Annotated in this window: 24 protein-coding genes; 21 read left to right on the top strand and 3 right to left on the bottom strand. The window is 56.5% G+C overall.

The features are described 5' to 3' along the window. The first annotated feature begins 5 nt into the window (after positions 1–5). From plsX to ptsG, 12 genes are all read left to right on the top strand, one after another. Entirely contained in the window at positions 6–1,046 is a 1,041-nt protein-coding gene (gene plsX, locus FJW00_RS12585; RefSeq protein ID WP_009090865.1) for a phosphate acyltransferase PlsX, read from the top strand. After that, positions 1,047–2,000: a beta-ketoacyl-ACP synthase III gene (locus FJW00_RS12580; protein WP_009090864.1), complete on the top strand. Its 954-nt coding sequence runs from the start codon at positions 1,047–1,049 to the stop codon at positions 1,998–2,000. 16 nt (positions 2,001–2,016) lie between these two features. Further along, entirely contained in the window at positions 2,017–2,949 is a 933-nt protein-coding gene (fabD, locus tag FJW00_RS12575; RefSeq protein ID WP_140924321.1) for an ACP S-malonyltransferase, read from the top strand. A 10-nt stretch (positions 2,950–2,959) separates the two neighbouring features. Continuing rightward, the gene (fabG, locus tag FJW00_RS12570) at positions 2,960–3,694 is read left to right on the top strand and encodes a 3-oxoacyl-ACP reductase FabG (protein ID WP_009090862.1); all 735 of its coding nucleotides are present in this window, start codon (positions 2,960–2,962) and stop codon (positions 3,692–3,694) included. A 154-nt stretch (positions 3,695–3,848) separates the two neighbouring features. Next, complete coding sequence (gene acpP / locus FJW00_RS12565; RefSeq protein ID WP_003849865.1) at positions 3,849–4,085, top strand: acyl carrier protein; 237 nt, start codon at positions 3,849–3,851, stop codon at positions 4,083–4,085. Positions 4,086–4,169: 84 nt separating this feature from the next. Then, positions 4,170–5,411: a beta-ketoacyl-ACP synthase II gene (gene fabF, locus FJW00_RS12560; RefSeq protein WP_009090861.1), complete on the top strand. Its 1,242-nt coding sequence runs from the start codon at positions 4,170–4,172 to the stop codon at positions 5,409–5,411. A gap of 91 nt (positions 5,412–5,502) precedes the next feature. Further along, entirely contained in the window at positions 5,503–6,318 is an 816-nt protein-coding gene (gene pabC / locus FJW00_RS12555) for an aminodeoxychorismate lyase (protein WP_009090860.1), read from the top strand. Next, complete coding sequence (gene mltG, locus FJW00_RS12550) at positions 6,315–7,334, top strand: endolytic transglycosylase MltG (RefSeq protein ID WP_140924318.1); 1,020 nt, start codon at positions 6,315–6,317, stop codon at positions 7,332–7,334. The genes pabC and mltG overlap by 4 nt, the downstream gene beginning before the upstream one ends. After that, positions 7,324–7,956 (top strand): dTMP kinase, encoded by a 633-nt coding sequence (tmk, locus tag FJW00_RS12545; RefSeq protein ID WP_009090858.1) that lies wholly within the window; start codon positions 7,324–7,326, stop codon positions 7,954–7,956. The genes mltG and tmk overlap by 11 nt, the downstream gene beginning before the upstream one ends. Beyond that, positions 7,956–8,945 carry a DNA polymerase III subunit delta' gene (gene holB / locus FJW00_RS12540; protein WP_111207926.1) on the top strand — a complete coding sequence of 330 codons (990 nt, stop codon included), beginning with the start codon at positions 7,956–7,958 and terminating at the stop codon, positions 8,943–8,945. The genes tmk and holB overlap by 1 nt, the downstream gene beginning before the upstream one ends. A gap of 18 nt (positions 8,946–8,963) precedes the next feature. Then, positions 8,964–9,755, top strand: a complete 792-nt coding sequence (locus FJW00_RS12535; protein ID WP_111207925.1) for a metal-dependent hydrolase — start codon at positions 8,964–8,966, stop codon at positions 9,753–9,755. Between the two features lie 292 nt (positions 9,756–10,047). Next, on the top strand, positions 10,048–11,484 hold the full coding sequence (ptsG, locus tag FJW00_RS12530; protein ID WP_009090856.1) for a PTS glucose transporter subunit IIBC: 1,437 nt from the start codon (positions 10,048–10,050) through the stop codon (positions 11,482–11,484). A 54-nt stretch (positions 11,485–11,538) separates the two neighbouring features. On the opposite strand, the gene bglB is transcribed toward ptsG, so the two are convergent. Then, positions 11,539–12,678, bottom strand: coding sequence for a beta-galactosidase BglB (bglB, locus tag FJW00_RS12525; protein WP_140924315.1), 1,140 nt, complete (start codon positions 12,676–12,678; stop codon positions 11,539–11,541). Beyond that, complete coding sequence (locus FJW00_RS12520) at positions 12,675–14,276, bottom strand: MFS transporter (RefSeq protein ID WP_009090854.1); 1,602 nt, start codon at positions 14,274–14,276, stop codon at positions 12,675–12,677. Before FJW00_RS12520 ends, bglB begins: the two co-directional genes overlap by 4 nt. Positions 14,277–14,635: 359 nt before the next feature. Here FJW00_RS12520 and hinT point away from each other — a divergent pair, with 359 nt between their 5' ends. The 9 genes from hinT (at position 14,636) to FJW00_RS12475 (ending at position 22,103) form a co-directional block, all read left to right on the top strand. Further along, the gene (gene hinT / locus FJW00_RS12515) at positions 14,636–14,986 is read left to right on the top strand and encodes a purine nucleoside phosphoramidase (protein WP_009090851.1); all 351 of its coding nucleotides are present in this window, start codon (positions 14,636–14,638) and stop codon (positions 14,984–14,986) included. Positions 14,987–15,006: 20 nt separating this feature from the next. After that, entirely contained in the window at positions 15,007–15,375 is a 369-nt protein-coding gene (locus FJW00_RS12510) for a YcfL family putative periplasmic lipoprotein (protein ID WP_009090849.1), read from the top strand. Between the two features lie 11 nt (positions 15,376–15,386). Next, complete coding sequence (gene lpoB / locus FJW00_RS12505; RefSeq protein ID WP_009090848.1) at positions 15,387–15,986, top strand: penicillin-binding protein activator LpoB; 600 nt, start codon at positions 15,387–15,389, stop codon at positions 15,984–15,986. A gap of 16 nt (positions 15,987–16,002) precedes the next feature. Continuing rightward, positions 16,003–16,785 carry a thiamine kinase gene (gene thiK / locus FJW00_RS12500; RefSeq protein WP_140924628.1) on the top strand — a complete coding sequence of 261 codons (783 nt, stop codon included), beginning with the start codon at positions 16,003–16,005 and terminating at the stop codon, positions 16,783–16,785. Positions 16,786–16,824: 39 nt separating this feature from the next. Further along, on the top strand, positions 16,825–17,865 hold the full coding sequence (gene nagZ, locus FJW00_RS12495; RefSeq protein ID WP_140028342.1) for a beta-N-acetylhexosaminidase: 1,041 nt from the start codon (positions 16,825–16,827) through the stop codon (positions 17,863–17,865). Between the two features lie 40 nt (positions 17,866–17,905). Further along, entirely contained in the window at positions 17,906–18,448 is a 543-nt protein-coding gene (gene ycfP / locus FJW00_RS12490; protein WP_140924313.1) for an alpha/beta hydrolase YcfP, read from the top strand. Between the two features lie 213 nt (positions 18,449–18,661). Then, on the top strand, positions 18,662–19,966 hold the full coding sequence (locus FJW00_RS12485; RefSeq protein WP_009090841.1) for an NAD(P)/FAD-dependent oxidoreductase: 1,305 nt from the start codon (positions 18,662–18,664) through the stop codon (positions 19,964–19,966). Positions 19,967–20,598: 632 nt separating this feature from the next. Further along, positions 20,599–21,162, top strand: coding sequence for an Ail/Lom family outer membrane beta-barrel protein (locus FJW00_RS12480; protein ID WP_140924311.1), 564 nt, complete (start codon positions 20,599–20,601; stop codon positions 21,160–21,162). Positions 21,163–21,560: 398 nt separating this feature from the next. Beyond that, complete coding sequence (locus tag FJW00_RS12475; RefSeq protein WP_140924308.1) at positions 21,561–22,103, top strand: glycine zipper 2TM domain-containing protein; 543 nt, start codon at positions 21,561–21,563, stop codon at positions 22,101–22,103. Positions 22,104–22,238: 135 nt separating this feature from the next. Here FJW00_RS12475 and mfd read toward each other — a convergent pair whose 3' ends face one another. Next, the gene (gene mfd, locus FJW00_RS12470; protein WP_009090836.1) at positions 22,239–25,682 is read right to left on the bottom strand and encodes a transcription-repair coupling factor; all 3,444 of its coding nucleotides are present in this window, start codon (positions 25,680–25,682) and stop codon (positions 22,239–22,241) included. Positions 25,683–25,782 lie beyond the last annotated feature (100 nt).

The raw sequence follows: 25,782 nt of genomic DNA, 5'->3' as shown, positions 1-25,782 counted from the left end.
ATACCTTGACACGTTTGACCCTGGCGATTGATGCCATGGGCGGGGACTTCGGTCCCTGCGTGACAGTGCCTGCAGCATTGCAGGCACTGGCCTCTCATTCGGAACTATTCCTTCTTCTTGTCGGACATCCCGACACTCTCATGCCATTGCTTGCCAAAGCGGATTCCTCCCTGATGGGGCGTTTGCAGGTTATCCCTGCCGAATCGGTTATTGCAAGTGATGCGCGGCCCGCTCAGGCCATCCGGAACAGTCGCGGCAGCTCAATGCGTGTGGCGCTGGAGATGGTGAAAGAGGGACGTGCCCAGGCCTGCATCAGCGCCGGTAACACCGGGGCTTTGATGGGGCTGTCGACACTCTTATTAAAACCGCTGGATGGCATTAAGCGTCCGGCGCTGATGTCCGTTTTACCGCATCAGCAGCAGGGTAAAACGGTGGTACTCGATCTGGGCGCGAATGTGGACTCAGACAGTGCGATGCTGGTGCAGTTTGCCGTGATGGGTTCCGTGATGGCCGAGTATGTACTGGGGATTTCACAGCCCCGTGTTGCATTGCTCAACATCGGTCATGAAGAGACCAAAGGGCTGGAAACGATCCGTGACGCCGCGGTTATGCTGCGAGAATCACCGCACATCAACTATATTGGTTACCTCGAAGGTAACGAGCTGCTGACCGGTAAAACCGATGTCATGGTCTGTGACGGTTTTGTCGGGAACGTCACGCTGAAGACGATGGAAGGCGTGGTAAGAATGTTTCTTTCTCTGCTGAAGTCCTCAGGGGAAGGCAAAAAACGGTCATGGTGGCTTCAGTTGCTGGGGCGCTGGGTTCAGAAACGTCTGGCAAAGCGCTTCGGGCATCTCAACCCCGACCAGTACAATGGCGCTTGTCTGTTAGGATTGCGCGGAACAGTGATCAAGAGTCACGGCGCAGCAAATCAACACGCCTTCGCCGTGGCGATAGAACAGGCAGAGCAGGCGGTGAGGCAGCAAATTCCCGAACGAATTGCTGCGCGCCTTGATGCTGTATTAGCCAGGAGTGACAAAGCCTAGATGTATACCAAAATTATCGGTACGGGCAGTTATCTGCCCAGCCAGGTTCGCACCAATGCCGATCTGGAAAAAATGGTGGAGACGTCGGACGAGTGGATTGTTACCCGTACCGGCATCCGTGAGCGTCGCATTGCTGCACCTGACGAAACCGTCGCCACCATGGGATTCAGCGCCGCTCAGCGCGCGCTGGAAATGGCCGGCATTGAGGCGAACGACGTTGGGCTGATCATTGTCGCCACAACCTCTTCCAGCCATGCCTTCCCGAGCTCCGCCTGCATGATCCAGCAAATGCTGGAGATCAAAGACTGCGCGGCGTTTGACCTTGCGGCCGCCTGCGCCGGTTTCACCTATGCACTGAGCGTGGCCGATCAATACATCAAAAATGGCGCCGTAAAACATGCGCTGGTGATTGGTGCTGATGTGCTGGCGCGTGCGCTGGATCCGGAAGATCGCGGCACCATCATCCTGTTCGGTGATGGCGCGGGTGCGGTTGTGCTGGGCCAGAGCGAAGAGCAGGGGATCATCTCTACCCATCTGCACGCCGACGGTCGCTATTCGCAGCTGCTGACCCTGCCTTATCAGGATCGCGCGCATCAGGATCAGCCTGCCTATGTCACCATGGCGGGCAACGAAGTCTTTAAAGTCGCCGTAACCGAGCTGGCCCACATCGTTGACGAAACGCTGCAGGCCAATAATCTCGATCGTGAAATGCTGGATTGGCTGGTGCCGCATCAGGCTAACCTGCGCATCATCAGCGCCACCGCGAAAAAACTCGGCATGACCATGGATAAAGTGGTCGTCACACTGGATCGCCACGGCAACACCTCTGCCGCCTCGGTGCCAAGCGCACTGGACGAAGCGGTTCGTGATGGCCGCATCAAACCCGGACACCTTATTCTGCTGGAAGCCTTTGGTGGTGGATTCACCTGGGGTTCTGCGCTGGTTCGCTTTTGATTGACAGGAACGAAAGATGACGCAAATTGCATTTGTTTTTCCCGGTCAGGGTTCACAGACCGTGGGCATGCTGGCTGAATTAGCAGCCACTTATCCGCAGGTTGAAGAGACCTTCCGTGAGGCTTCTGACGCGCTGGGATACGATCTGTGGCAGTTAGTCAGTCAGGGTCCGGCTGAAGAGCTGAATAAAACCTGGCAGACTCAGCCAGCCCTGCTGGCCGCCTCCGTGGCTATCTATCGTGTCTGGCAGGCGCAGGGCGGCGAACAGCCCGTTCTGATGGCTGGTCACAGCCTGGGCGAGTACTCGGCACTGGTGTGTGCAGGCGTGCTCAACTTCGCTGACGCGGTGAAACTGGTTGAGCTGCGCGGCAAACTGATGCAGGAAGCGGTGCCGGAAGGCACGGGCGCAATGCAGGCGATTATTGGCCTGGATGACGCCGCTATCCGTCAGGCCTGTGAAGAGAGTGCTCAGGGCCAGGTTGTTTCGCCGGTAAACTTCAACTCGCCAGGCCAGGTGGTCATTGCGGGTAACAAAGAAGCCGTTGAACGTGCAGGCGCTGCCTGTAAAGCAGCGGGTGCCAAGCGTGCCTTACCGCTGCCGGTCAGCGTGCCTTCCCACTGCGCACTGATGAAGCCTGCTGCCGACAAACTGGCGGTGGCGCTTGAAGGCATAACGTTTAATACGCCAGCGGTGCCGGTCATTAATAATGTCGATGTCAAAGCAGAATCCGATGCGTCGGCTATCCGCCATGCGCTGGTTCGTCAGCTTTACAGCCCGGTTCGCTGGACCGAGAGCGTGGAAGCGATGGCAACACAGGGCGTGACACACCTGCTGGAGATGGGTCCGGGCAAAGTCCTGACCGGTCTGACCAAACGCATTGTCGATACCCTGACCGCTGCTGCCGTGAACGATACGGCTTCACTGAACGCTGCACTCGGAAAGGAATAAGAGGAAAATCATGAGCTTTGAAGGTAAAGTTGCGCTGGTTACCGGCGCGAGTCGCGGCATTGGTCGTGCGATTGCAGAAACCCTGGTGGCACGCGGTGCCAGAGTCGTCGGAACTGCAACCAGCCAGAGTGGCGCCGACGCCATCAGTGCTTACCTTGGCGACAAGGGCAAAGGCCTGTTACTGAATGTGACTGACGCTGACTCCATTAACAGCGTTTTAGAGAATATTCGCGCTGAATTTGGCGAAGTGGATATTTTAGTCAATAATGCAGGCATTACGCGTGACAATCTTCTCATGCGCATGAAGGACGATGAGTGGCAGGATATCCTGGATACTAACCTCACATCGGTATTCCGCCTTTCTAAGGCGGTTCTGCGTGCCATGATGAAAAAGCGCGTGGGCCGTATCATCACCATTGGTTCCGTTGTCGGCACCATGGGTAACGCGGGCCAGGCAAACTACGCAGCAGCAAAAGCGGGTTTGATTGGCTTTAGCAAATCACTGGCGCGCGAAATCGCGTCACGTGGCATTACCGTCAACGTCGTGGCTCCAGGCTTTATTGAGACTGACATGACGCGGGCACTGAACGAAGATCAACGTTCCGGTATTTTGGCGGAAGTGCCAGCGGGTCGCTTAGGCGAAGCGCAGGAAATCGCCAATGCTGTGGCATTTTTAGCCTCTGACGAAGCAGCCTACATCACAGGTGAAACGCTGCACGTCAATGGCGGAATGTACATGGTCTGATAAATCACGAAATCATTTGCATTATTTGCGGTTAAAACCGCAAAATAACGCAAAATCGTGGTTAGACCAGCCGGGATTTTGTTGCATCTTTTTCACCATTTTATACACTACGAAAACCATCGCGAAAGCGAGTTTTGATAGGAAATTAAATAGTATGAGCGATATCGAACAACGCGTTAAGAAAATCATCAGTGAGCAGCTGGGTGTGAAAGAGGAAGAAGTCACCAACTCTGCATCTTTCGTAGAAGACCTGGGTGCCGATTCTCTTGATACCGTTGAGCTGGTGATGGCTCTGGAAGAAGAGTTTGATACTGAGATTCCAGACGAAGAAGCTGAGAAAATCACTACCGTTCAGGCAGCGATCGACTACATCAATAGCCATAAAGGCTAATGAATATCTTCAGGCGGTCGCTCGACCGCCTGATTTTTTTGTTTGTCCCACATAGTTCCTATTTCCCCTCCCTGGAGGACGAACGTGTCTAAGCGTCGTGTAGTTGTGACTGGTCTTGGCATGTTGTCTCCTGTCGGCAATACCGTAGAGTCTACCTGGAGTGCTCTCCTTGCCGGTCAGAGCGGCATTACCCTGATCGACCATTTTGATACCAGTGCTTATGCAACGCGTTTTGCAGGTCTGGTAAGAGATTTTAATTGTGATGATTTCATCTCGCGCAAAGATCAGCGCAAGATGGACGAATTCATCCAATACGGCATCGTGGCTGGTATTCAGGCCATGCAGGACAGCGGTCTGGTTGTGACCGAGGAAAATGCAGGCCGTATGGGCGCAGCGATTGGCTCCGGCATCGGTGGCCTGGGTCTGATTGAAGAGAATCATACTTCCCTGGTCAACGGCGGCCCGCGCAAAATCAGTCCATTCTTTGTGCCTTCAACCATCGTTAACATGGTGGCGGGTCATCTCACCATCATGTATGGCCTGAAAGGTCCGAGCATCTCTATTGCGACAGCCTGTACTTCTGGCGTCCATAACATCGGTCATGCTGCACGTATCATCGCCTATAACGATGCTGACGTGATGCTGGCAGGTGGCACAGAGAAAGCCAGTACGCCATTGGGCGTGGGCGGTTTTGGTGCTGCACGTGCGCTCTCAACCCGTAACGACAACCCGCAGGCGGCAAGCCGTCCGTGGGATAAAGATCGGGATGGTTTTGTGCTGGGCGACGGTGCCGGTATCGTGGTGCTGGAAGAGTACGAACACGCGAAAAAACGCGGCGCGAAAATCTATGCAGAAATCGTCGGTTTCGGCATGAGCAGCGACGCTTACCACATGACATCACCACCGGAAAACGGTTCTGGTGCGGCGGCAGCGATGGTCAACGCGCTGCGTGACGCTCAGCTGGATCCGGCGCAGATCGGCTACGTTAACGCGCACGGCACGTCAACGCCGGCCGGTGACAAAGCGGAAGCGCAGGCAGTGAAATCCGTGTTTGGTGCGGCGGCACAGAGCGTGATGGTCAGCTCGACTAAGTCGATGACCGGTCACCTGCTGGGTGCGGCAGGCGCGGTGGAGGCGATCTACTCGATTCTGGCGCTGCGCGATCAGGCGATTCCACCGACCATCAACCTCGACAATCCGGATGAAGGCTGCGATCTCGACTTCGTGCCTCATACCGCACGTCAGGTTACCGGCCTGGAATACACGCTGTGTAACTCCTTTGGCTTTGGCGGAACCAACGGTTCGTTGATTTTCCGTAAAGTGTAATCGGTGTTGATGCGTAAAAAGGCCCGCGATGCGGGCCTTTTTTTATCCTGCAGAATGCGCTGAAATCACACGTCATCCCCGGGAGAGAACGATGTGGATTAACGGTATCAAACAATCAACGCTGGCAGCCAGCGACCGTGGCCTGCAGTTTGGCGACGGCTGCTTTACCACCGCGGCTGTGCGTCAGGGTAACATTCTGCTGCTGGAGAACCACCTTCAGCGGCTCAGGCAGGGCTGCGAACGGTTATGGATCGGCGGCACTGACTGGCTTCAGCTTGAGGCTGAGATGAAACAGGCCGCGCAGGGGCAGGAGCAGGCCGTTCTGAAAGTGATTATCAGCGCCGGTAGCGGCGGACGCGGATACAGCCGGCAGGGCTGCGCCGAACCCACACGGATTGTTTCGCTCGCGCCCTGGCCGCACCATTACGCCACGTTGCAGCAGCGCGGTGTGTCTCTCAGCCTCAGTCCGGTTCGTCTGGCGCGTAATCCTCTGTTTGCCGGTATCAAACATCTTAATCGCCTGGAGCAGGTGCTGATCAGGGCTCATCTTGACCAGACAGACGCCGACGAGGCGCTGGTGCTTGACACTGAAGGTTGGGTGGTGGAATGCTGTGCGGCCAATTTATTCTGGCGTCACGGCACGCAGATTTACACCCCCGATCTGTCAGAATCGGGCGTGGATGGCATTATGCGGCGGAGTCTGATGGCACAACTCGCGGCGGCAGGTCAGGCTTGCCAGGTCATAAAAAGCGAACCGGCGCAGCTGCTGGACGCCGATGAAGTGGTGATATGTAATGCGCTGATGCCGGTTCTGCCGGTCCGACAGATAGAAGCGTCGCACTTTACTGAACGCTCGCTGTTTAATCAGTTGCTCGCAAGCTGTGAAAAGATAATGGATGCATCATGAGTCGAAGCAAAAAAATTCTCGCCGCTCTGCTGGCGATAGTGGGTCTCGCCGCGGTTGTCAGTTACTGGCAGGTTAAGCAGTTTGCGGCCACCCCTTTAACACTGCATCAGGAAACGATCTACACGCTGCCTGCCGGTACGGGGCGGGTGGCGCTCGAAGCGCAGCTGGAAGAGCAGAAGATCATACCTGAAAGCATCTGGTTCGGTGCGCTGCTGAAGCTGGAGCCGGAACTGGCGACGTTTAAGGCGGGAACCTATCGCCTTGAGCCGACCATGACGGTGCGTTCGCTGTTACAGCTGCTGGCCAGCGGTAAAGAAGCACAGTTCCCGTTGCGGTTCGTGGAAGGTCAGCGGCTGAAAGAGTGGCTGAGTGAACTGCGCAAGGCACCCTATATCCGGCATACCCTGAAAGACGATCAGTTCGCTACCGTTGCCAGCGCGCTTAACGTGCCAGCGGATCAGCTGGAGGGCAACTTTTTCCCCGATACCTGGCTCTACACGGCGAACACCACCGATGTTTCGCTGCTGCAGCGTGCACATGAACGCATGAAAAAAACCATTGAGGAAGTGTGGCAGGGCCGGGCAGACAATCTGCCCTATAAAACGCCGCAGGATCTGGTCACGATGGCCTCTATTATTGAAAAAGAGACCGCCGTCAGCGCCGAGCGTGCGCGGGTTGCGTCGGTCTTTATCAATCGTCTGCGCACCGGGATGCGCCTCCAGACCGATCCCACCGTGATCTATGGCATGGGCGACAGCTACACCGGTACGCTGACCCGCAAAGATCTGGAGACGGCCAGCAGTTACAATACCTATATGATTAATGGCCTGCCGCTTGGCCCGATCGCCATACCGGGTAAAGCCTCGCTGCAGGCAGCGGCCCATCCGGAAAAAACCAACTATCTCTACTTTGTGGCGGATGGCAAGGGCGGGCATACCTTTACCACGAATCTTGCCAGCCATAATAAGGCGGTGCAGGTCTACCGGCAGACGCTTAAGGAAAAAAATGGACAGTAAGTTTATCGTCATTGAAGGCCTGGAAGGCGCCGGAAAAACCACCGCGCGCGACGCTATCGTCGCCACGCTGCGCGCCCGGGGCATCACCGATCTGGTCTTTACCCGGGAGCCGGGCGGAACGCCGCTGGCGGAACAGCTGCGGGTGCTGGTCAAGCAGGGGATTGAGGGTGAACAGGTTACCGATAAAGCGGAACTGCTGATGCTCTACGCTGCTCGGGTTCAGCTGGTGGAAACCGTGATCAAACCGGCGCTGGCGCGCGGGGCCTGGGTGATCGGCGATCGTCACGATCTCTCCTCTCAGGCTTATCAGGGGGGCGGACGGGGACTCGACAGCGATCTGATGCAGACGCTGCGCAGTGCGGTACTCGGCGACTTCCGTCCGGATCTGACGCTCTATCTGGATGTGACACCTGAGATCGGTCTGCAGCGCGCCCGGGCACGCGGTGAACTGGACCGCATTGAGCAGGAGTCGCTGCGCTTCTTCGAACGCACCCGGGCGCGCTACCTGGCGCTGGCAGCCGCGGATCCGGCCATCCTCACGATTGATGCCACACAGGCGCTGCCTGATGTGACGGCGTCACTTCAGGCAGCGCTGGATACGTGGCTGGCGGAGCAGGCGTGATGAACTGGTATCCGTGGCTGAACCAGCCTTATCGCCAGATCATTAGTCAGCATCAGGAGAATCGCGCTCACCATGCGCTGATGATCCATGCGATGACGGGCATGGGCGATGAGGCGCTGGTCTGGGGAATGAGCCGCTGGCTGATGTGTCAGCAGCCGGATGGCCTGAAAAGTTGCGGCCAGTGCCACGGTTGCCAGCTGATGCAGGCTAATACGCACCCGGACTGGTACCGGCTTGAGGCGGAGAAAGGTAAATCCACGCTGGGCATTGATGCAGTGCGGCAGGTGACAGAAAAAATGTACCACTTTGGTCAGCAGGGGGGGGCAAAAGTCGTCTGGCTGCCGGATGCGGCACAGCTTTCGGAAGCGGCGGCCAACGCCCTGCTGAAAACGCTGGAAGAGCCGCCCGCTAACAGCTGGTTCTTCCTCAGCAGCCGCGATCCGTCACGGCTGCTGGCAACGCTACGCAGTCGCTGCATGACGCTGCACCTGACGCCACCGGATGAAGGGCAGAGCCTGCTCTGGCTGAAGAAGCACGCCTCACAGGATGAAGCGATGCTGCTGGCGGCGTTACGCCTGAGCGCGGGCGCGCCTGGTGCGGCGCTGAGCCTGCTGGACACCGGGCCATGGCAGGCCAGACAGAAGCTCTGCGACGCGCTGCCTGCGGCGTTGCAGCATGACATCCTGCAACTGCTGCCGGTGCTGAATGCAGATGATGCGGCAGCACGCATTGGCTGGCTGATTTCATTACTGCTGGACGCCATGAAATGGCAGCAGAATGCGGAGCAGTGGCTGAGCAACATCGATCGCCAGGATGTGGTGGCCTTACTGGCCAGCCACTTTTCAGCCAGCGCGCTTAACAACACGGCCCGGACCTGGATGCGCTGCCGTGAACAGCTACTGCATGTGGCGTCAGTCAACCGTGAATTATTGCTGACCGATCAGCTCCTGAGCTGGGCAGATAACCAGAAGCCCGCCCTGATCGGCTAAATCACTCTGAGAGTCTTTATGTTTATTGTCGATTCCCATTGCCATCTTGATGGCCTGGATTATGAAAAGAACCACCGTGACCTGGATGATGTGCTCGCCAAAGCGGCGGCGCGTGATGTGAAATTTATGCTGGCCATCGCCACCACGCTGCCGGGTTTTCATACCCTGAAGCAGCTGGTGGGGGAACGAAAAAACATTGCGCTCTCCTGCGGCGTGCATCCGCTGAATCAGGAAGAGGCGTACGATGTTGAGGAGTTTCGCCGGCTCGCTGCCGATCCCCGCGTGGTCGCGCTGGGTGAAACCGGGCTGGATTATCACTATCAGCCTGAGACGCGGGAGCAGCAGCAGCGCTCGTTCCGGGAACATATCCGAACCGGTATTGCGCTGAACAAACCGATTATTGTTCACACCCGCGATGCGCGTGACGATACGCTGGCGATCCTGCGGGAAGAGCAGGTTGAGCGCTGTGGCGGCGTGCTGCACTGCTTCACAGAGGATCAGCCCACTGCGGCTAAACTGCTGGATATGGGCTTCTACATCTCCTTCTCCGGTATCGTTACCTTCCGTAATGCCGAACAGTTACGTGAGGCTGCACGCTATGTACCGCTGGACCGGATGCTGGTCGAAACCGACTCCCCGTATCTGGCCCCGGTGCCTTATCGCGGCAAAGAGAACCAGCCCGCCTATACGCGCGACGTTGCCGACTATCTGGCCGTGCTGAAAGGTGTCGATATCGAAACGCTGGCGGAGGCGACCACCCGCAACTTCTCCACGCTGTTTCATATCCCGATGAGCCAGCTGGGTGCCTGAGTCGGCCGGTTTATTTCAGTCTCTGTAATTAATCTGCAATCTTCCCGAATGACCCTGTTTTTCTGAACAGGGTCAGTTTTTTATTGCGTGTTGCAGCGCTGAATTAATCAGAAATTTCGCAAATCATGCCGCTGTAATTGTTGAAACGTGATAGCCGTCAAAGTAAAAAATCAGTAATTATTTTACCCTTCGTAATAAATCAAAAGGCGGTTACCGCCACCCCGGTAAAGAATCCTCCCTCTTTACCACGCGCACTGCGCAAATATGCACTCATACTCAGGAGCTTCACGCTATGTTCAAAAATGCTTTTGCCAACCTTCAAAAGGTCGGTAAATCGCTGATGCTGCCGGTATCGGTTCTGCCGATTGCCGGGATTTTATTAGGGGTCGGTTCAGCTAATTTCAGCTGGTTACCTGCAGTAGTTTCGCATGTGATGGCAGAAGCGGGCGGCTCGGTGTTCGCCAATATGCCGCTGATTTTTGCGATTGGTGTGGCGCTGGGCTTTACCAACAATGACGGCGTTTCCGCACTGGCCGCTGTGGTCGCGTATGGCATCATGGTGAAAACCATGGCGGTCGTGGCGCCGCTGGTTCTGCATCTGCCGGCGGCAGAGATCGAGGCTAAACACCTCGCCGACACCGGGGTGCTGGGCGGAATTATCGCCGGCTCCATCGCCGCCTATATGTTTAACCGTTTTTACCGCATCAAGCTGCCTGAGTATCTGGGCTTCTTTGCCGGTAAGCGTTTTGTGCCGATTATCTCCGGCCTGGCGGCGATTGTGCTGGGCGTGCTGCTCTCCTTCATCTGGCCACCGGTGGGTGCCGCGATTCAGGAGTTCTCGCAGTGGGCGGCCTACCAGAACCCGGTTGTGGCCTTTGGTATCTATGGCGTCGTAGAACGCGCTCTGGTGCCGTTTGGTCTGCATCACATCTGGAACGTGCCTTTCCAGATGCAGATTGGCGAGTACACCAACGCCGCAGGCCAGGTGTTCCACGGCGATATCCCACGCTACATGGCGGGTGACCCGACTGCCGGTAAACTCTCAGGCGGCTTCCTGTTCAAAATGTACGGCCTGCCGGCTGCTGCGATTGCTATCTGGCACTCCGCGAAACCTGAAAACCGTGCCAAAGTCGGCGGCATCATGATCTCTGCTGCGCTGACCTCGTTCCTGACCGGTATCACCGAACCGATTGAATTCTCATTCATGTTCGTGGCACCCATCCTGTATGTGATCCATGCGATTCTGGCGGGTCTGGCGTTCCCAATCTGTATCCTGCTGGGGATGCGTGATGGCACCAGCTTCTCACACGGTCTGATCGACTTTATCGTGCTGAGCGGCAACAGCAGCAAAATCTGGCTGTTCCCGATTATCGGTATCATCTACGGTCTGGTGTACTACACACTGTTCCGCGTACTGATTGTTAAGCTGAACCTGAAAACGCCTGGCCGTGAAGAGAGCAGCAGCAGCGAGCAATCTTCTGCGACCGGTACAGAGATGGCTGGCAAACTGGTTGCCGCGTTTGGTGGTAAAGAGAACATCACTAACCTGGATGCCTGCATCACCCGTCTGCGCGTCAGCGTGGCCGATGTGGCGAAAGTGGATCAGTCAGAACTGAAAAACCTCGGCGCCCGCGGCGTGGTGGTGGCCGGTTCAGGTGTGCAGGCCATTTTCGGCACCAAGTCCGATAACCTGAAAACCGATATGGATGATTACATCCGCAGCATGTAACGAGACACGCTGATGAGAAAGCCCCGCACTGCGGGGCTTTTTTTTTATTACCGCTCAGAGGTAAACCCGCAGATACTCGGTCAGACAGAGCAGCGCCATTGCCTGGCCGTACGGCATTGAGGTCAGAGGAATGTTGCGATAGTCATCGAGATCGCTGCTCATCGCGGTGCCAAACGAAACCTGTTTCAGCTCGCCATCATCATCAATGTTGGCAATCACACCGCGCAGTGCTTTTTCAGCGACCTCACGATATTCAGTGGGCAGATAACGCTTACGGACGCCTTTCAGGATCCCATAGGCAAAGCCAGCCGTGGCAGAGGCTTCCGGATAACTGTGCGGGTCATCGAGCAGGGTGTGCCATAATCCACTGCTGTGCTGACAGGCGCTGAGTGCCCTGACCTGGCTTTCCAGCACCTGCTGCAGAAAACGGCGGGTGGCGTGATGCTCAGGCCAGTCCATCATCTCCAGAAAGTCGGGGATCACTATCGTCACCCAGCTGTTGCCTCGGGCCCAGCGCGCATTCGCGAAATGATGGCGGCCGTCAAAGTTCCAGCCGTGAAACCACAACCCGGTCTCCCGATCCATCAGATACTGGGTATGAAGCAGGAACTGATAAATCGCTTCCTCAATCCACGCGTCGCGCTTCAGCAGCTGCCCGATTTTGGCCAGCGCCATCACGCTCATCATGAGCGTATCGTCCCAGAGTTGCTGCCTGTTTTCGCTGTTATAGACAATGTGCTGCAGGCCACCCTGTTCGGTGCGCGGCATCTCATACATGACCCATTCCGCCCAGCGCTCAAGTACCGGCTTCCAGACCGGATTACCGGTCTCCTCATAGCGATAGGCCAGAGTCAGAAAAGGACAGACCGTATTGACATTTTTGGTCGGCGTGCCTTCCGCCAGCCGCTGCGAAAACCACGTATCGATAATCGACAGCGTCTGCTCATCACCGGTCTGCTGGTAGTAGTGCAGCATCCCATAGAGACCAATGCCGTGAGTCCACTCCCAGCCTGCCCAGCCTTTGGTATCAATCACCCGGCCATCATCCAGCCGCAGCAAAAATTCGCCGGTTTCATCGGTGATGTTAATCAGATTTTGTGTCAGCTTCTCAATCAGCTGTACCAGTTCACGGCGTGGCAGCAGATACTCAGGCTGGCGCAGCAGCGGACTCTGTTTAACGGGAAAGAGCATCATGATTTATTCCTGTTTAAGGTCGGGTTTAAAGAAGGGGAGATCAGAGAGGGGGCCGGGAGTTTGCCGGGAGCGGGCTTGTTGCGATTGAGAAAGCCAATATTATTGTTACCCCACAGATTCTCATAGGGCATGCCCGCCAGCATTTCAACGATCCTGCGCGCGTCCGGGGTGATACTTTCCGGCACGATACGGCCCGCTTCACGCATTTTCTGCGTCTCCTGACGCAGCACAGTATGGGTCTGCAGATTCAGCCTGAAGCGCAGTGACACCATAAAGCCGCAGGCCAGAACGGCGACGGTGCCGATGCTCAGAATCGCCAGGATGGTGTGGCTGACCCCGGGTAACTGCGTCGACTGACCAGAGACGAAGCCCGAGAGTTGCAGAATGATGCCAACCAGCATCACCGCACCCGCCTGCGACGCTTTCCGCGTCAGCGTCATGATGCCGGCAAAAATCCCTTCCCGTCGCTGACCGGTGATCACCTCATCCACGTCGGCGATATAGGTGTAGGTGTTCCACGGCACATAATTGATGCCGCCACGTCCCAGCCCAGCCAGGGCAGAAACGGCGAGCAGCAATGACATGTTGTCGTTCAGGCCGGCATACCACAATCCGGCATAGGAGAGCGCTGCCAGGGCGAACAGGAGAGCCACCATACGGTAGGCAGGCGCAGGACCAAGACGGATGCAAAGCGGGATCATCACCATCACCGCGATGAACTGCAGCACCGCCATCGTGCCCATCAGGCTTGAGGCGACCTGGGCGCTCTGCATCAGCACAAATACCACATACCAGGTAAAGACGGCGTTAAAGATATCCTGAGCGATATAGCCACCGAGATACATGCCCAGGTGCTGGCGGAAGATGCGGATGCGCAGGGTAGAAGCCAGCTCAACATAGAGCCGTTTCAGGCTCTGCCGGAGCGTCAGTTGCTGTTTTTCCAGCCCGGCCCGGCGCGACTCCGCGGAAAAATCATCAGGATGACGCTCCCAGGTAAAACACCACACCAGTGTCAGCACCAGCGCACAGATGACGGAGAAGACCAGACTGGCGTAGAAAAAGGAGAGAGGGTTATCTTTCCCCAGCCAGCCCAGCAAAAGGCCAGGCAAAAACGCTGCCAGTATGGCCGACAGCTGTGCCAGCCCGATGCGTGCACCGGAGAAGTGCGTTTTTTGGCGGAAATCGTCCGTCATTTCCGGGACCAGCGTTTCATAAGGCACCAGGATCATGGTGTAGACGATGTCAAACAGCAGATAAGTGGAGAGATACCACCAGAAACTCATGTCGCTGACCCACATCAGGCTGTAACTGAACACCGCGGGAATGCCGAGCAGGATAAAGAATTTGCGGCGGCCAAAGCGTTTACCCAGTCGGGTCGAACCGAAGTTATCGGTGATAAACCCCATCAGCGGACTGACTATCGCATCCAGAACGCGGGCGGCGGCGAAAATCAGGGTGGCCTGAATCGGGGTCAATCCACAAAAGGTGGTGTAAAAATAGAGCAACCAGGCGGCAGTCAGTGCCGTCGTGCCGGCTCCAAGAAAATCTCCAGAACCATAGGCCAGATAGTGGCCCGGACCAATTTTACGTGAGCGCATAGCAGAGGCTCCTTGAGGTTGTATGGCGGTTAACTCTGGTGACGCCGGACATCTCAACCGGACTGGTTAGCAAAGTAGAACTGACCGGAGGGGTAAACCTTCGTGATTTGGCAAGGGATGGCGCCAGAATGGCAACCAGATGAAGAAAAGGGGGGCGAAACTCTTATTTATGAAACAGCGTTTCATTTTTATAATGAGGCGGTGGTCAGCAGGACCAGCAAAACGGCATACTGGCCAGGAAGATAGCGCGCTGCTACAAAGGCAGGCTAACAAAACAAGAAAAGTGGCACCGAGGTTGAAAGAAAACAAATTTCTCCCTCATACTGCTTGATTACGACTCATGCTAAAGGAATTGCACCATGGCTGAAGAAACCATTTTTAGTAAAATTATCCGCCGCGAAATCCCCGCTGATGTGGTTTATCAGGATGAGCTGGTCACTGCCTTCCGCGACATTTCGCCCAAAGCCCCGACCCATATCCTGATCGTGCCGAATGTACTTATCCCGACGGTTAACGAGGCGGAAGCGGCGCATGAGCATGCGCTGGGCCGCATGTTCACCACCGCGGCGAAAATCGCCCGTCAGGAAGGCATCGATCAGAATGGTTATCGGCTGATTGTGAACTGCAATCAACATGGGGGTCAGGAGGTTTATCATATCCACATGCATCTGCTGGGTGGCGAACCGCTGGGCCCGATGCTTTCAAACTGAACTGACAACGGAAACGTGCTATGCGATCCTGGCTGACTGGCCTGCCGATCCTGCTCTGCCTGACGGCCTGTAGCAGTGATAAACCGATGATCAATACCTCGCAATCGCTGGTGATGGAGTCCTCTGTGCTGTCGGCAGGGATCATCACCGATGAGCCGACGCTGGATGAGAACGATGGGCTGAAACGCGCCACCAGCGTGCTCTATAATCAGCGCGAAACCCCGGTCATTGTGCACTATCGTTACTACTGGTATGACGACAAGGGGCTGGAAATCACCCCACAGGAACCGGCGCAGACCGTCACCGTTCCGGCACAGGGGAGCATTGTCGCCACATCGCAACTGGGTAACCTGACTGCCAGCAAGGTTCGTCTCTATCTCTATCTTTAAGGATTTTCGACGTGATACGCAGTATTAATCGTACCGGAGCGCTCCTGATGGCGCTCATTCTCACCGGCTGTGTCGTGAAGCAGCAGCAGCCCGCCACGGTTGAACCGACCCAGCCTTCTGAACCCGTGCAGCCCGTTCCGCAACCTGAACCGGTGCCGCAACCGCAGCCACAGCCGGTGCCGCAGCCACCGAAGCTGGTGACGATCAACTGGGACGCCAGCGTTCAGCCGCTGGTGGCGCAGATGCTCCAGGCGACCAGCGCCGAGCCAGGCAGCGTGCTGCTGGTGGATCGGATTAAAAACAGCACCAACGGATCGCTGCAAAGCGAGAAAGCCACAGCGGCGATCCAGAATGCGCTGAACAACAACGGCAAATTCACTCTGGTTTCAGCCGATCAACTGGCACAGGCCAAGCAGGCGCTGGGTTTGTCACCGGATGACAGCCTGAACTCGCGCAGTAAAGCGATTGGCCTGGCACGCAATGTTAACGCGCAGTATGTGCTTTACAGCAATGCACGCGGCGATGTGAAAGCGCCGACCCTGCAGATGCAGCTGATGCTGGTGCAGACCGGCGAAATCATCTGGTCTGGCAACGGCATTGCACAGCATTGATTCCGCATTTTCGCGGATGATTCATCAGGTCACCGGCGAGCCAGAGAGGACGACATCGCTTCCGCTCGCCGGACTGACCGGGCACAGTCAGAAAATCGTCAGCCCGCGTGGTCTCTTTATCGCGCGGGCGGCACCTCAGCCGCCGATTCCCTTTGTTGACCGACAGCGCGAGTTTCGTCTGTTACGAAAACTGCGCGCCAGCGGAGTGGCCCCTCAGCCCGTTGCAGGCCACCGGCAGGGGAATGTGCTGAGCTGGTGTCCTGGCGAGGCGCTGGATGAACAGCGCTTCAGCCAGCAGCGTCCGCAGATTGTCACTCTGCTGCAACAGCTGCACCAGCAGCCGCTGACCGGCTACCGTCTGTCGCTGCTGCCGCTGCTCTGGCGGTACTGGCAGCAGGTTCCTCAGCGCAATCATCGCTGGCTGCGGGCGCTCCGGCGGCTGACGCAGCAGGGGGAACCTCAGCCGCTGAGGCTGGCACCGCTGCACATGGACGTGCATGCCGGGAATATTATCCAGGGTGAGACAGGGCTGCATCTGATTGACTGGGAGTATGCCGCGGATGGTGATGTGGCGCTGGAGCTGGCCGCACTCTGCGCCAGCGATCCGCAAAACCAGGCTGACTGGCTGGCCGACTATGCTGCGGCAATGCGGCTGCCGCCTGATGCCCTGGTAAGGCAGGTCAGACGCTGGCAGCCCTGGCTGCGGTTACTGATAGCCAGCTGGTATCAGCTCCGTGCCGCTCAGTGTGACGATGAAGCACTACAACAGATGGCTCGACAGAGCTGGCAACAGATTTAATCGCGTCACGCAGAGGCGTAACGCTACAGGATTCAGGTTATGAAATCACATTTACCCGGCCCACTGATGCTCGACGTTGAGGGTTATGAACTGGATGGCGAAGAGCGCGACATCCTGCAGCATCCGCTGGTCGGCGGTTTGATATTATTTGCCCGCAATTATCACGATCCCGCTCAGCTGGCCGAGCTGGTGCGCCAGATTCGCGCCGCCTCGCACACCCGGCTGGTGGTTGCGGTGGATCAGGAGGGGGGGCGCGTGCAGCGATTCCGCGACGGCTTCACCCAGCTGCCCGCCATGCAATCTTTTGCCGCCCTTCACGACGCTGAGCGCGCCGGTGAGATGGCACAGCAGGCAGGATGGCAGATGGCGGCAGAAATGATCGCGATGGACATCGACATCAGCTTCGCGCCGGTGCTTGATGTGGGTCATATCAGCGCCGCGATTGGCGACCGCGCTTTCCATGACGATCCGGCTATCGCGCTTGCCGTCGCCCGTCGTTTTATCGCCGGGATGCATGAGGCGGGCATGAAAACCACCGGGAAACATTTTCCGGGGCATGGTGCGGTCAGTGCCGATTCGCACAAAGAGACCCCGCGCGATCCGCGCGATGAAAAAACGCTGCGTGAACATGACATGGCGATCTTCAGCCAGCTGATAACCGAGCAGGCGCTGGATGCCATTATGCCCGCGCATGTCATCTACACCGACGTGGACCCGCTGCCTGCCAGTGGTTCGCCTTACTGGCTGAAAACCGTCCTGCGCGAGCAGCTGGGCTTCAGCGGGGTGATTTTCTCCGACGATCTCTCGATGGAGGGCGCCGCGGTCATGGGCAGCTATCCTGAGCGGGCACAGCAGTCTCTCTCTGCCGGTTGCGACATGATTCTGGTCTGTAATCAGCGTCAGGGGGCTATCAGTGTGCTTGATAACCTGATCCCGGTCGGGTCAGAGCGGGTTACACAGCTGTATCATCAGGGCAGATTGACCCGCGATGCGTTGCAGGCAACGTCTCGCTGGAAAGAGAATGCCCGGCAACTGAGTGCACTTCAGGAACGCTGGCTGGCTCATAAAGCGTCGTGGTAAGGAGGGATTGCCCGGCGCTATCGATACCTTGAGGATTAACATGATCATCTATCTGCACGGTTTTGATTCAAACAGTCCAGGCAATCACGAAAAAGTGCTGCAACTGCAGTTCATTGACCCTGACGTCAGGTTGATCAGTTACAGCACCCGCCATCCTAAACATGACATGCAGTTTCTGCTGAAAGTGACGGACAAAATGCTGACCCTGTCTGACGATGACCGTCCGCTGATTTGCGGTGTCGGGCTGGGCGGCTACTGGTCAGAACGCATCGGATTTTTATGTGGCATCCGGCAGGCGATCTTCAACCCTAACCTTTTCCCGCAGGAGAACATGGAGGGGAAGATCGACCGGCCAGAGGAGTATCAGGATATCGCCACGAAATGCGTCAGTGACTTTCGCGAGCGTAACCGCGATCGCTGCCTGACTTTTCTTTCCCGTCAGGATGAGGCGCTGGATACGCAGCGCATCGCCAATGAGCTGCATCCCTTTTATCAGATTGTCTGGGACGAGACGGAAGGGCACAAATTCAAAAATATATCCCCACACCTTCAGCGGATAAAAGCCTTTAAAACAGCAGGTTAAGCAGAGCAGGCACCGCAGGGTGCCTGTTTTCATTGCGTAATTCTCTGAGTTTTATTCGTCTTCTTTGATGTATATCAATATTCTTATGTCCTCCTCTTCCTGCCATGCTATTCTGCCAGCAGATTGCGATTTTTAACTTCGCCAACCCTATGTTTATTAAGGTTTAATTTAACCTTCAGTTAACTTTTGGTTCACAATTTGAGGGGGTCTTTGTTGACTACATCTGTTAAGAAAATTGTTATCGTCGGCGGGGGAGCAGGCGGCCTGGAAATGGCGACGCAGCTGGGCCATAAACTGGGCCGTAAAAAGAAGGCCGAGATTATTCTGGTCGATCGCAACCACAGTCATTTGTGGAAGCCGCTGCTGCATGAAGTGGCGACCGGCTCGATGGACGAAGGCATTGATGCACTGAGCTATCTGGCCCATGCCCGCAATCACGGTTTCGAGTTCCAGCTGGGATCGCTCACCGATATCGATCGCAGTCGTAAAGTGATCCGCCTGGCCGAAGTGCTTGATGCGCACGGTGAAGTGCTGGTGCCACAGCGCGAAGTGGCCTATGACCAGCTGGTTATGGCGCTGGGCAGCACCTCCAATGACTTCGGCACGCCTGGCGTGAAAGATCACTGTATCTTCCTGGATAACCCGCATCAGGCGCGTCGTTTCCATAACGAGATGCTCAACCTGTTTCTGAAGTTCTCTGCCAGCGAAGGTAAGGTCGAGAAAGTGAATATCGCCATTGTTGGCGGCGGCGCAACGGGCGTTGAGCTCTCAGCCGAACTGCACAACGCGGTGAAACAGCTGCACAGCTACGGATTTAAAGGTCTGGGACGCGAAGCGCTGAACGTGACGCTGGTTGAAGCGGGCGAGCGCATTCTGCCTGCACTGCCACCGCGCATCTCTGCCGCCGCCCATCAGGAGCTGACCAAGCTGGGCGTGCGGGTACTGACACAGACTATGGTGACCAGTGCCGAGCGCAACGGTCTTAACACCAAAGGCGGTGAGTTTATCGAAGCCGATCTGATGGTCTGGGCGGCGGGCATCAAAGCACCAGACTTCCTGAAAGAGATTGGCGGACTGGAAACGAACCGTATCAACCAGCTGGTGGTGAAAGAGACACTGCAGACTACGCTGGATGATGACATCTATGCGATTGGCGACTGCGCCTCCTGCGCCCTGCCGGGTGGCGGATTTGTCCCGCCACGTGCTCAGTCGGCGCACCAGATGGCTTCACGCGCGATGGAAAATATCCTGGCGCAGCGTCACGGTAAACCGCTGAAAGCCTATGTTTATAAAGATCATGGCTCGCTGGTGTCGCTTTCCCGCTTCAGTACCGTCGGCAGCCTGATGGGCAACCTGATGCGCGGTTCCATGATGGTGGAAGGGCGCATTGCGCGCTTTGTCTACATCTCTCTCTATCGTATGCACCAGATCGCACTGCACGGCTACTTTAAAACCGGCCTGATGATGCTGGTCGGCAGCATCAACCGGGTGATCCGTCCGCGGCTTAAGCTGCACTGATTCGCCACAGGCGAGTACCGTTTTGCTATCAGCCCCCTCATGGCAGGGGGCTTTTTTTTTGCTTTTTACATGACCTGATTAAACCAACCCGCGATGATAAAAAGAGAGGGAAGTGTACAGGTGAATAATGGCCTGACACGCATCCTGGTTCCGGCATAGTCGAATAAAAGGTTATCAGGTTGCATAATAATTAATATTTTCATTACCTGCGTTGTTGTTTGAGGGTCATTTCAGGCATTTCCAGCGCACGCGGCAGGTTGTTTTTTCTGACATTAAATCATTAAATAACGGCTGTGCTGTTGCAGACTTCTCTCTTCGTTAACGTCATTAATCAACGGAATGGTCTGAATAAATTCGCCGGTTAACGTAAATTACAGCCTGACGCTTTATGCCGTCATGGCCAGAATTTCTCGGATCAAATCTGACGCGCGTTAAATAATGGCCTGCCTGTTTTTCTGACAGGCAACCGGCCATGCAAGCGTCCTGCACGGATCATGTGAATAAATTCCTGTCCGACACAGGCGGTGAGGCAGGCAGCATTGTCTTTCTGTCCGATGTGGGTAATTCAGGGAATGAAGTCCTGCGCCTGGCGCAGGGAAATAAGGTATGAAATTATTAAAAGGATGATTCAGATGAAAAGCAAAATTACCCTCATGGCAGTGCTCTGCGCAGGGCTGTTAGCCGGCAATACTGCGCTGGCAAATAACCACACCGTCTCCATCGGCTATGCTCAAAGCAAAGTTGAAGACTTTAAAAATCTACGCGGCGTTAACGTTCAGTATCGCTATGAGTGGGACTCGCCCCTCAGCGTGATTGGCTCATTCAGCTACCTGAAAGGCGATGAAAGTTTTTCTGAGCGCGAAGATTTTTATGGTGATATCAGCGGATATGACGGCAAAACCAACGTGAAATATTATTCACTGATGGCAGGTCCGGCCTATCGCCTCAATGACTATGTCAGTCTTTATGCATTGATTGGTGCTGCCCATACCAAAGTGGATGAGAACGTGACCTACCTCGATGGCTGGTCCGAAAAATACAGCGAAAATAAAACCTCTTTGGCCTGGGGCGCAGGTATCGTCGTGAATCCAGTCAGCAACCTCTCGGTAAGTGTTGGCTATGAAGGCACTCGCGTGAAATATAGTGAAGATGTTGCCATCAATGGTTTTAACATCGGTATCGGTTACCGTTTCTGAGCCACCTTTGGTTCTCTGACCCCGGTCCTCTGGCCGGGGTTATTCCACATTCACCCCGATAAACAACGTTCAGACGCCAGACGCGCGCCCTGTGTTACCGGATAACGCCAGTGCCTGACAGCGTGCAGGGTGGTTTCTGTTATCCCATTGATTTAAATAAATTTATCCATAGCCTGTAAAAGCGGATACTGCTGCTTTTCTCTCCTCAGAACTCTCCTAAAAACTGGTCCTGAAAGCAAAGTGACCGATTTCCTCCATTTATCTGATGTTGCAATTTCGGTCCATCTGTAAAACTTCATCCCAACAAACACGGCGAGTCGCGCACGTCGGTTATGCCTCAGTTTACGAGGATGCTTTACGGCAGGAATGCGCGGTAACACTTTTCAGGAGGACTTCCTGTGAATAAATCAATGTTAGCGGGTATCGGTATTGGTGTGGCAGCAGCACTGGGTGTTGCCGCCGTAGCAGGCATGAACGTGTTTGATCGCGGTCCTCAATACGCTCAGGTACTGGCTGCAACGCCAATCAAAGAGAGCATCAAACAGCCACGTCAGGAGTGCCGTAACGTCACGCTGACGCATCGCCGGGCGGTTCAGGATGAGAACCGTATTGCTGGCTCGGTGTTGGGTGCAGTAGCCGGGGGCGTGTTAGGTCACCAGTTTGGTGGCGGACGCGGCAGGGACGTGGCAACCGTCGCAGGTGCGTTAGCGGGCGGTTATGCCGGTAATCAGGTCCAGGGCGGACTGCAGGATCGGGATACCTACACCACAACCGAGCAGCGCTGCAAAACAGTTTACGACAAACAAGAGAAACAACTGGGATATGACGTGACCTATAAAATAGGCGACCAGCAGGGCAAAATCCGTATGGAAAATGATCCCGGCACCCGTATTCCACTGGACCGCAATGGTCAGCTGATCCTTAACGGCGACCAGGCGTAATTGGGCAAAGCTTTGCCGCACTCGCGGCCACACAGCACGACGTAATAAAAAAGGCGCATCTCAGGATGCGCCTTTTTTCGTGGCGTTCTGCGCGCCGCGCTTCGCCGGAAAACGGGCGAGGCGCGGAAGAACCGGTTACGCCTGATGCTCAGCCAGTTGTGAAACGAAGCTCTGCACCCAATCCATACGAATCTTTCTTTCCGTCAGCTCACGCGTAAACCGGAGCCGTGTCGGGCCATCCAGCTTCCACTGCTGAGGCTCTTTCTGCAGCAGGCTGATCAGCCAGGCCGGATCCACCTTGTTCTGCGGCGCAAAATCGAAATAGCCGCCTTTATCGCTGGCTTCAATCTTGCGCAGCCCCACCGCGCGGGCCTTCAGCCGGATGATGGCGACATCCAGCAGATTGCGCGCCGGATCGGGCAGCAGGCCAAAGCGGTCGATCATCTCCACTTTCAGCTCCTGCAGCTCCTCTTCCGCTTCCGCGCTGGCGATGCGCTTATAGAGCGACAGACGGGTGCTGACATCCGGTATAAAGGTCTCCGGCAGCAGCGCGGGCATCCGCAGTTCTACCTCGGTCTGATTGCTGGTGAGATCCTCCAGTGAAGGTTCACGCCCCGCTTTCAGCGCATCGACGGCGTTCTCCAGCAGCTCCATATAGAGCGTGAAGCCCAGCGTCTCCATCTGCCCGCTCTGCTCATCACCCAGCAGTTCACCAGCCCCGCGAATCTCCAGATCGTGCGTTGCCAGCGCAAAACCGGCCCCCAGATCTTCGAGCGAGGCGATCGCCTCCAGTCGCTTATGCGCGTCGGTGGTCATCGCCTTCGGATGTGGCGTTAACAGCCAGGCATAAGCCTGATGGTGCGAACGCCCGACGCGGCCGCGCAACTGATGCAGCTGCGCCAGGCCAAAGTGGTCGGCCCGCTCGATGATGATGGTGTTAGCGGTCGGAATATCGATCCCGGTTTCGATAATGGTGGTGCAGACCAGCACGTTGAAACGCTGATGATGGAAATCGTTCATCACCCGTTCCAGCTCACGCTCACGCATCTGCCCGTGGCCGATCGCTACCCGCGCCTCCGGCACCAGTTCGCTGAGTCGCTGTGCCGCTTTCTCAATATTTTCGACGTCGTTGTAGAGGTAGTAGACCTGGCCGCCACGCAGAATCTCACGCAGGATCGCTTCGCGGATCACCAGATCATCATATTCGCGCACAAAGGTTTTCACCGCTAAGCGGCGGGCAGGCGGTGTGGCGATAATGGAGAGATCGCGCATGCCGCTCATCGCCATATTCAGGGTACGCGGAATAGGCGTGGCGGTCAGGGTCAGGATATCCACGTCGGCCCGCATCGCCTTGATGCGCTCTTTGTGACGCACCCCGAAACGGTGCTCCTCATCGACAATCAGCAGACCCAGATCGTGCCATTTCAGATCGCTCATCAGCAGCTTATGCGTGCCGATCAGGATGTCGATCTTGCCTTCGCTGGCCTGTTCCAGCACCTGCGCCTGCTCTTTCGCGGTGCGGAAGCGGGACAGCATCTCAATGCGCACCGGCCAGTTGGCGAAGCGATCGCGGAAGTTATCGTAGTGCTGCTGCGCCAGCAGGGTAGTCGGCACCAGCACGGCAACCTGCTTGTGGTTCTCAATAGCCAGAAACGCGGCGCGCATGGCCACTTCCGTTTTACCGAAGCCCACATCACCACACACCAGGCGGTCCATCGCCAGCGGCTGACACATATCGCTCAGCACCGCGTTGATGGCCTGAGCCTGATCGGGGGTGGTCTCAAACGGGAAGCTTTCGCAGAACAGCTGATACTGTTCACGGTCATGCTTAAAGGCAAAGCCGGTTTTGGCGGCGCGCTGCGCATAGATGTCCAGCAGCTCCGCCGCCACGTCGCGCACTTTTTCGGCGGCTTTCTGCCGTGCGCGCGACCAGGCATCGCTGCCCAGTTTGTGCAGCGGCGCGTTTTCGTCAGCCCCACCGGCATAGCGGCTAATCAGATGCAGCGAGGAGACCGGCACGTAAAGTTTGGCGTCGTTCGCGTAGGAGAGCATCAGGTATTCCGCCTGGATGCCACCCGCTTCCAGCGTGGTCAGGCCGATATAGCGGCCCACGCCGTGTTCCAGATGCACCACCGGCTGACCGGGATGCAGCTCCGCCAGGTTACGGATAAGGATATCCGGGTTAATGGTACGGCGGGTATCCTGACGGCGACGACTGACGCGTTCGCCCAGCAGATCGCTTTCGCAAATCAGCGCCCGGTTCCCCACGGTGTCGATAAAACCCCGTTCGCTGGCCCCGATCATCAGGCTGAAACGATCCTCACCGGTCTCATCGAAGCGGTGCACCGGCTGAGGACGCAGTTTGATGCGTGCCAGCAGCTCCTGCAGGCTTTCCCGGCGGCCCTCACTTTCAACCGAGAAGACCACGGCACCGCTGAAGGTGTCGATAAACTGACGCAGCGGGTCAAGGGGCGCTTTTGCCTGGGCCTGAACGGCCACATCCGGCAGCGGGGTATAACCGAGATTGGTGTTGGCGGCTTTCGCCGGCAGCACCTCATTGGTCATGGAGATGCGCGGCCAGGCTTTCAGCTCGCCCATGAGACCGTCCGGACGCAGCCACAGGGTGGCTGGCTCCAGCAGCGGACGCATCGGATCGACGCGACGATTCTCGTAACGCGCCTCCGCATCCTGCCAGAAGCGGGTGGCACTGCCTTCCAGATCGCCGCAGTTCACAATCAGGGTGTTGTCAGGCAGATAGCTGAACAGGCTGGGCAGGGGCTGCTCAAAAAACAGCGGCTGCCAGTATTCGATGCCCGCCGGGAGCGTGCCTTTGCTGACCTGCTGATAGATATGCTCCGACTCGCGGCGCACGTCGAAGATCTCGCGCCAGCGGCTGCGGAACAGCTCAATGGCTGCCTTGTCGCTGGGAAATTCATGCGCGGGCAGCAGATTGATTTCCGGCACCGCTTCCAGCGTACGCTGACTGTCAACGTCGAACAGACGCAGGCTGTCAATCTCATCATCAAAGAAGTCGATGCGGTAGGGCTGATCGCTGCCCATCGGGAACAGGTCGAGCAGGGCGCCGCGCGTCGCGTATTCACCGTGCTCCATCACCTGGTCGACATGGCGGTAACCCGCCTGCTCAAGCTGGTCGCGCAGCCTGTCGCGCGACAGTTTTTGTCCCTGTTTCATCACCAGCGCGTGACCGTGCAGGAAGCTGTGCGGGCAGACGCGCTGCATCAGCGTATTGACCGGCATAATCAGCAACCCGCGCTGCATCACCGGCAGCTGGTAAAGGGTCGACAGGCGGGAGGAGATAATATCCTGATGCGGTGAAAAGCTGTCGTAGGGCAGCGTTTCCCAGTCGGCGAGATGGGCCACTGGCAGATCGGTAAACTGGCGGATTTCATCCAGCAGACGCAGGGCGGTTTGGGTATCGGGCGTAATCATCAACACCGGACCGGCATGTCGCTCGGTAATGCTGGCACACTCTACCGCGTGCGCAGCGCCGATAAGCTGACCAAGCTGCCGGTGATCGCCGGATTTAACGGGCAGGGTATAACGAGTCTGTTCGGGCATGGGATCTCGGGGTTGCTCCATTTTTCCAGGACGTAATCATTCCATATTATGTCAGGGGGATCACCTTTGCGGCACAATTTTCCTGCCGCACCGTGCTCAA

It is taken from the genome of Pantoea anthophila (assembly GCF_006494375.1).
Taxonomy (GTDB): domain Bacteria; phylum Pseudomonadota; class Gammaproteobacteria; order Enterobacterales; family Enterobacteriaceae; genus Pantoea; species Pantoea anthophila.
This window is presented reverse-complemented; position numbering and strand designations above follow the sequence as displayed.

Bases quoted from the DNA above. Each gene is read 5' to 3' on its own strand.
- FJW00_RS12580 (WP_009090864.1), top strand. From the start codon at position 1,047: ATGTATACCAAAATTATCGGTACGGGCAGTTATCTGCCCAGCCAGGTT.
- fabD (WP_140924321.1), top strand. From the start codon at position 2,017: ATGACGCAAATTGCATTTGTTTTTCCCGGTCAGGGTTCACAGACCGTG.
- fabG (WP_009090862.1), top strand. From the start codon at position 2,960: ATGAGCTTTGAAGGTAAAGTTGCGCTGGTTACCGGCGCGAGTCGCGGC.
- acpP (WP_003849865.1), top strand. From the start codon at position 3,849: ATGAGCGATATCGAACAACGCGTTAAGAAAATCATCAGTGAGCAGCTG.
- pabC (WP_009090860.1), top strand. From the start codon at position 5,503: ATGTGGATTAACGGTATCAAACAATCAACGCTGGCAGCCAGCGACCGT.
- mltG (WP_140924318.1), top strand. From the start codon at position 6,315: ATGAGTCGAAGCAAAAAAATTCTCGCCGCTCTGCTGGCGATAGTGGGT.
- tmk (WP_009090858.1), top strand. From the start codon at position 7,324: ATGGACAGTAAGTTTATCGTCATTGAAGGCCTGGAAGGCGCCGGAAAA.
- holB (WP_111207926.1), top strand. From the start codon at position 7,956: ATGAACTGGTATCCGTGGCTGAACCAGCCTTATCGCCAGATCATTAGT.
- FJW00_RS12535 (WP_111207925.1), top strand. From the start codon at position 8,964: ATGTTTATTGTCGATTCCCATTGCCATCTTGATGGCCTGGATTATGAA.
- ptsG (WP_009090856.1), top strand. From the start codon at position 10,048: ATGTTCAAAAATGCTTTTGCCAACCTTCAAAAGGTCGGTAAATCGCTG.
- bglB (WP_140924315.1), bottom strand. From the start codon at position 12,678: ATGATGCTCTTTCCCGTTAAACAGAGTCCGCTGCTGCGCCAGCCTGAG.
- FJW00_RS12520 (WP_009090854.1), bottom strand. From the start codon at position 14,276: ATGCGCTCACGTAAAATTGGTCCGGGCCACTATCTGGCCTATGGTTCT.
- hinT (WP_009090851.1), top strand. From the start codon at position 14,636: ATGGCTGAAGAAACCATTTTTAGTAAAATTATCCGCCGCGAAATCCCC.
- FJW00_RS12510 (WP_009090849.1), top strand. From the start codon at position 15,007: ATGCGATCCTGGCTGACTGGCCTGCCGATCCTGCTCTGCCTGACGGCC.
- thiK (WP_140924628.1), top strand. From the start codon at position 16,003: ATGATTCATCAGGTCACCGGCGAGCCAGAGAGGACGACATCGCTTCCG.
- nagZ (WP_140028342.1), top strand. From the start codon at position 16,825: ATGAAATCACATTTACCCGGCCCACTGATGCTCGACGTTGAGGGTTAT.
- ycfP (WP_140924313.1), top strand. From the start codon at position 17,906: ATGATCATCTATCTGCACGGTTTTGATTCAAACAGTCCAGGCAATCAC.
- FJW00_RS12480 (WP_140924311.1), top strand. From the start codon at position 20,599: ATGAAAAGCAAAATTACCCTCATGGCAGTGCTCTGCGCAGGGCTGTTA.
- mfd (WP_009090836.1), bottom strand. From the start codon at position 25,682: ATGCCCGAACAGACTCGTTATACCCTGCCCGTTAAATCCGGCGATCAC.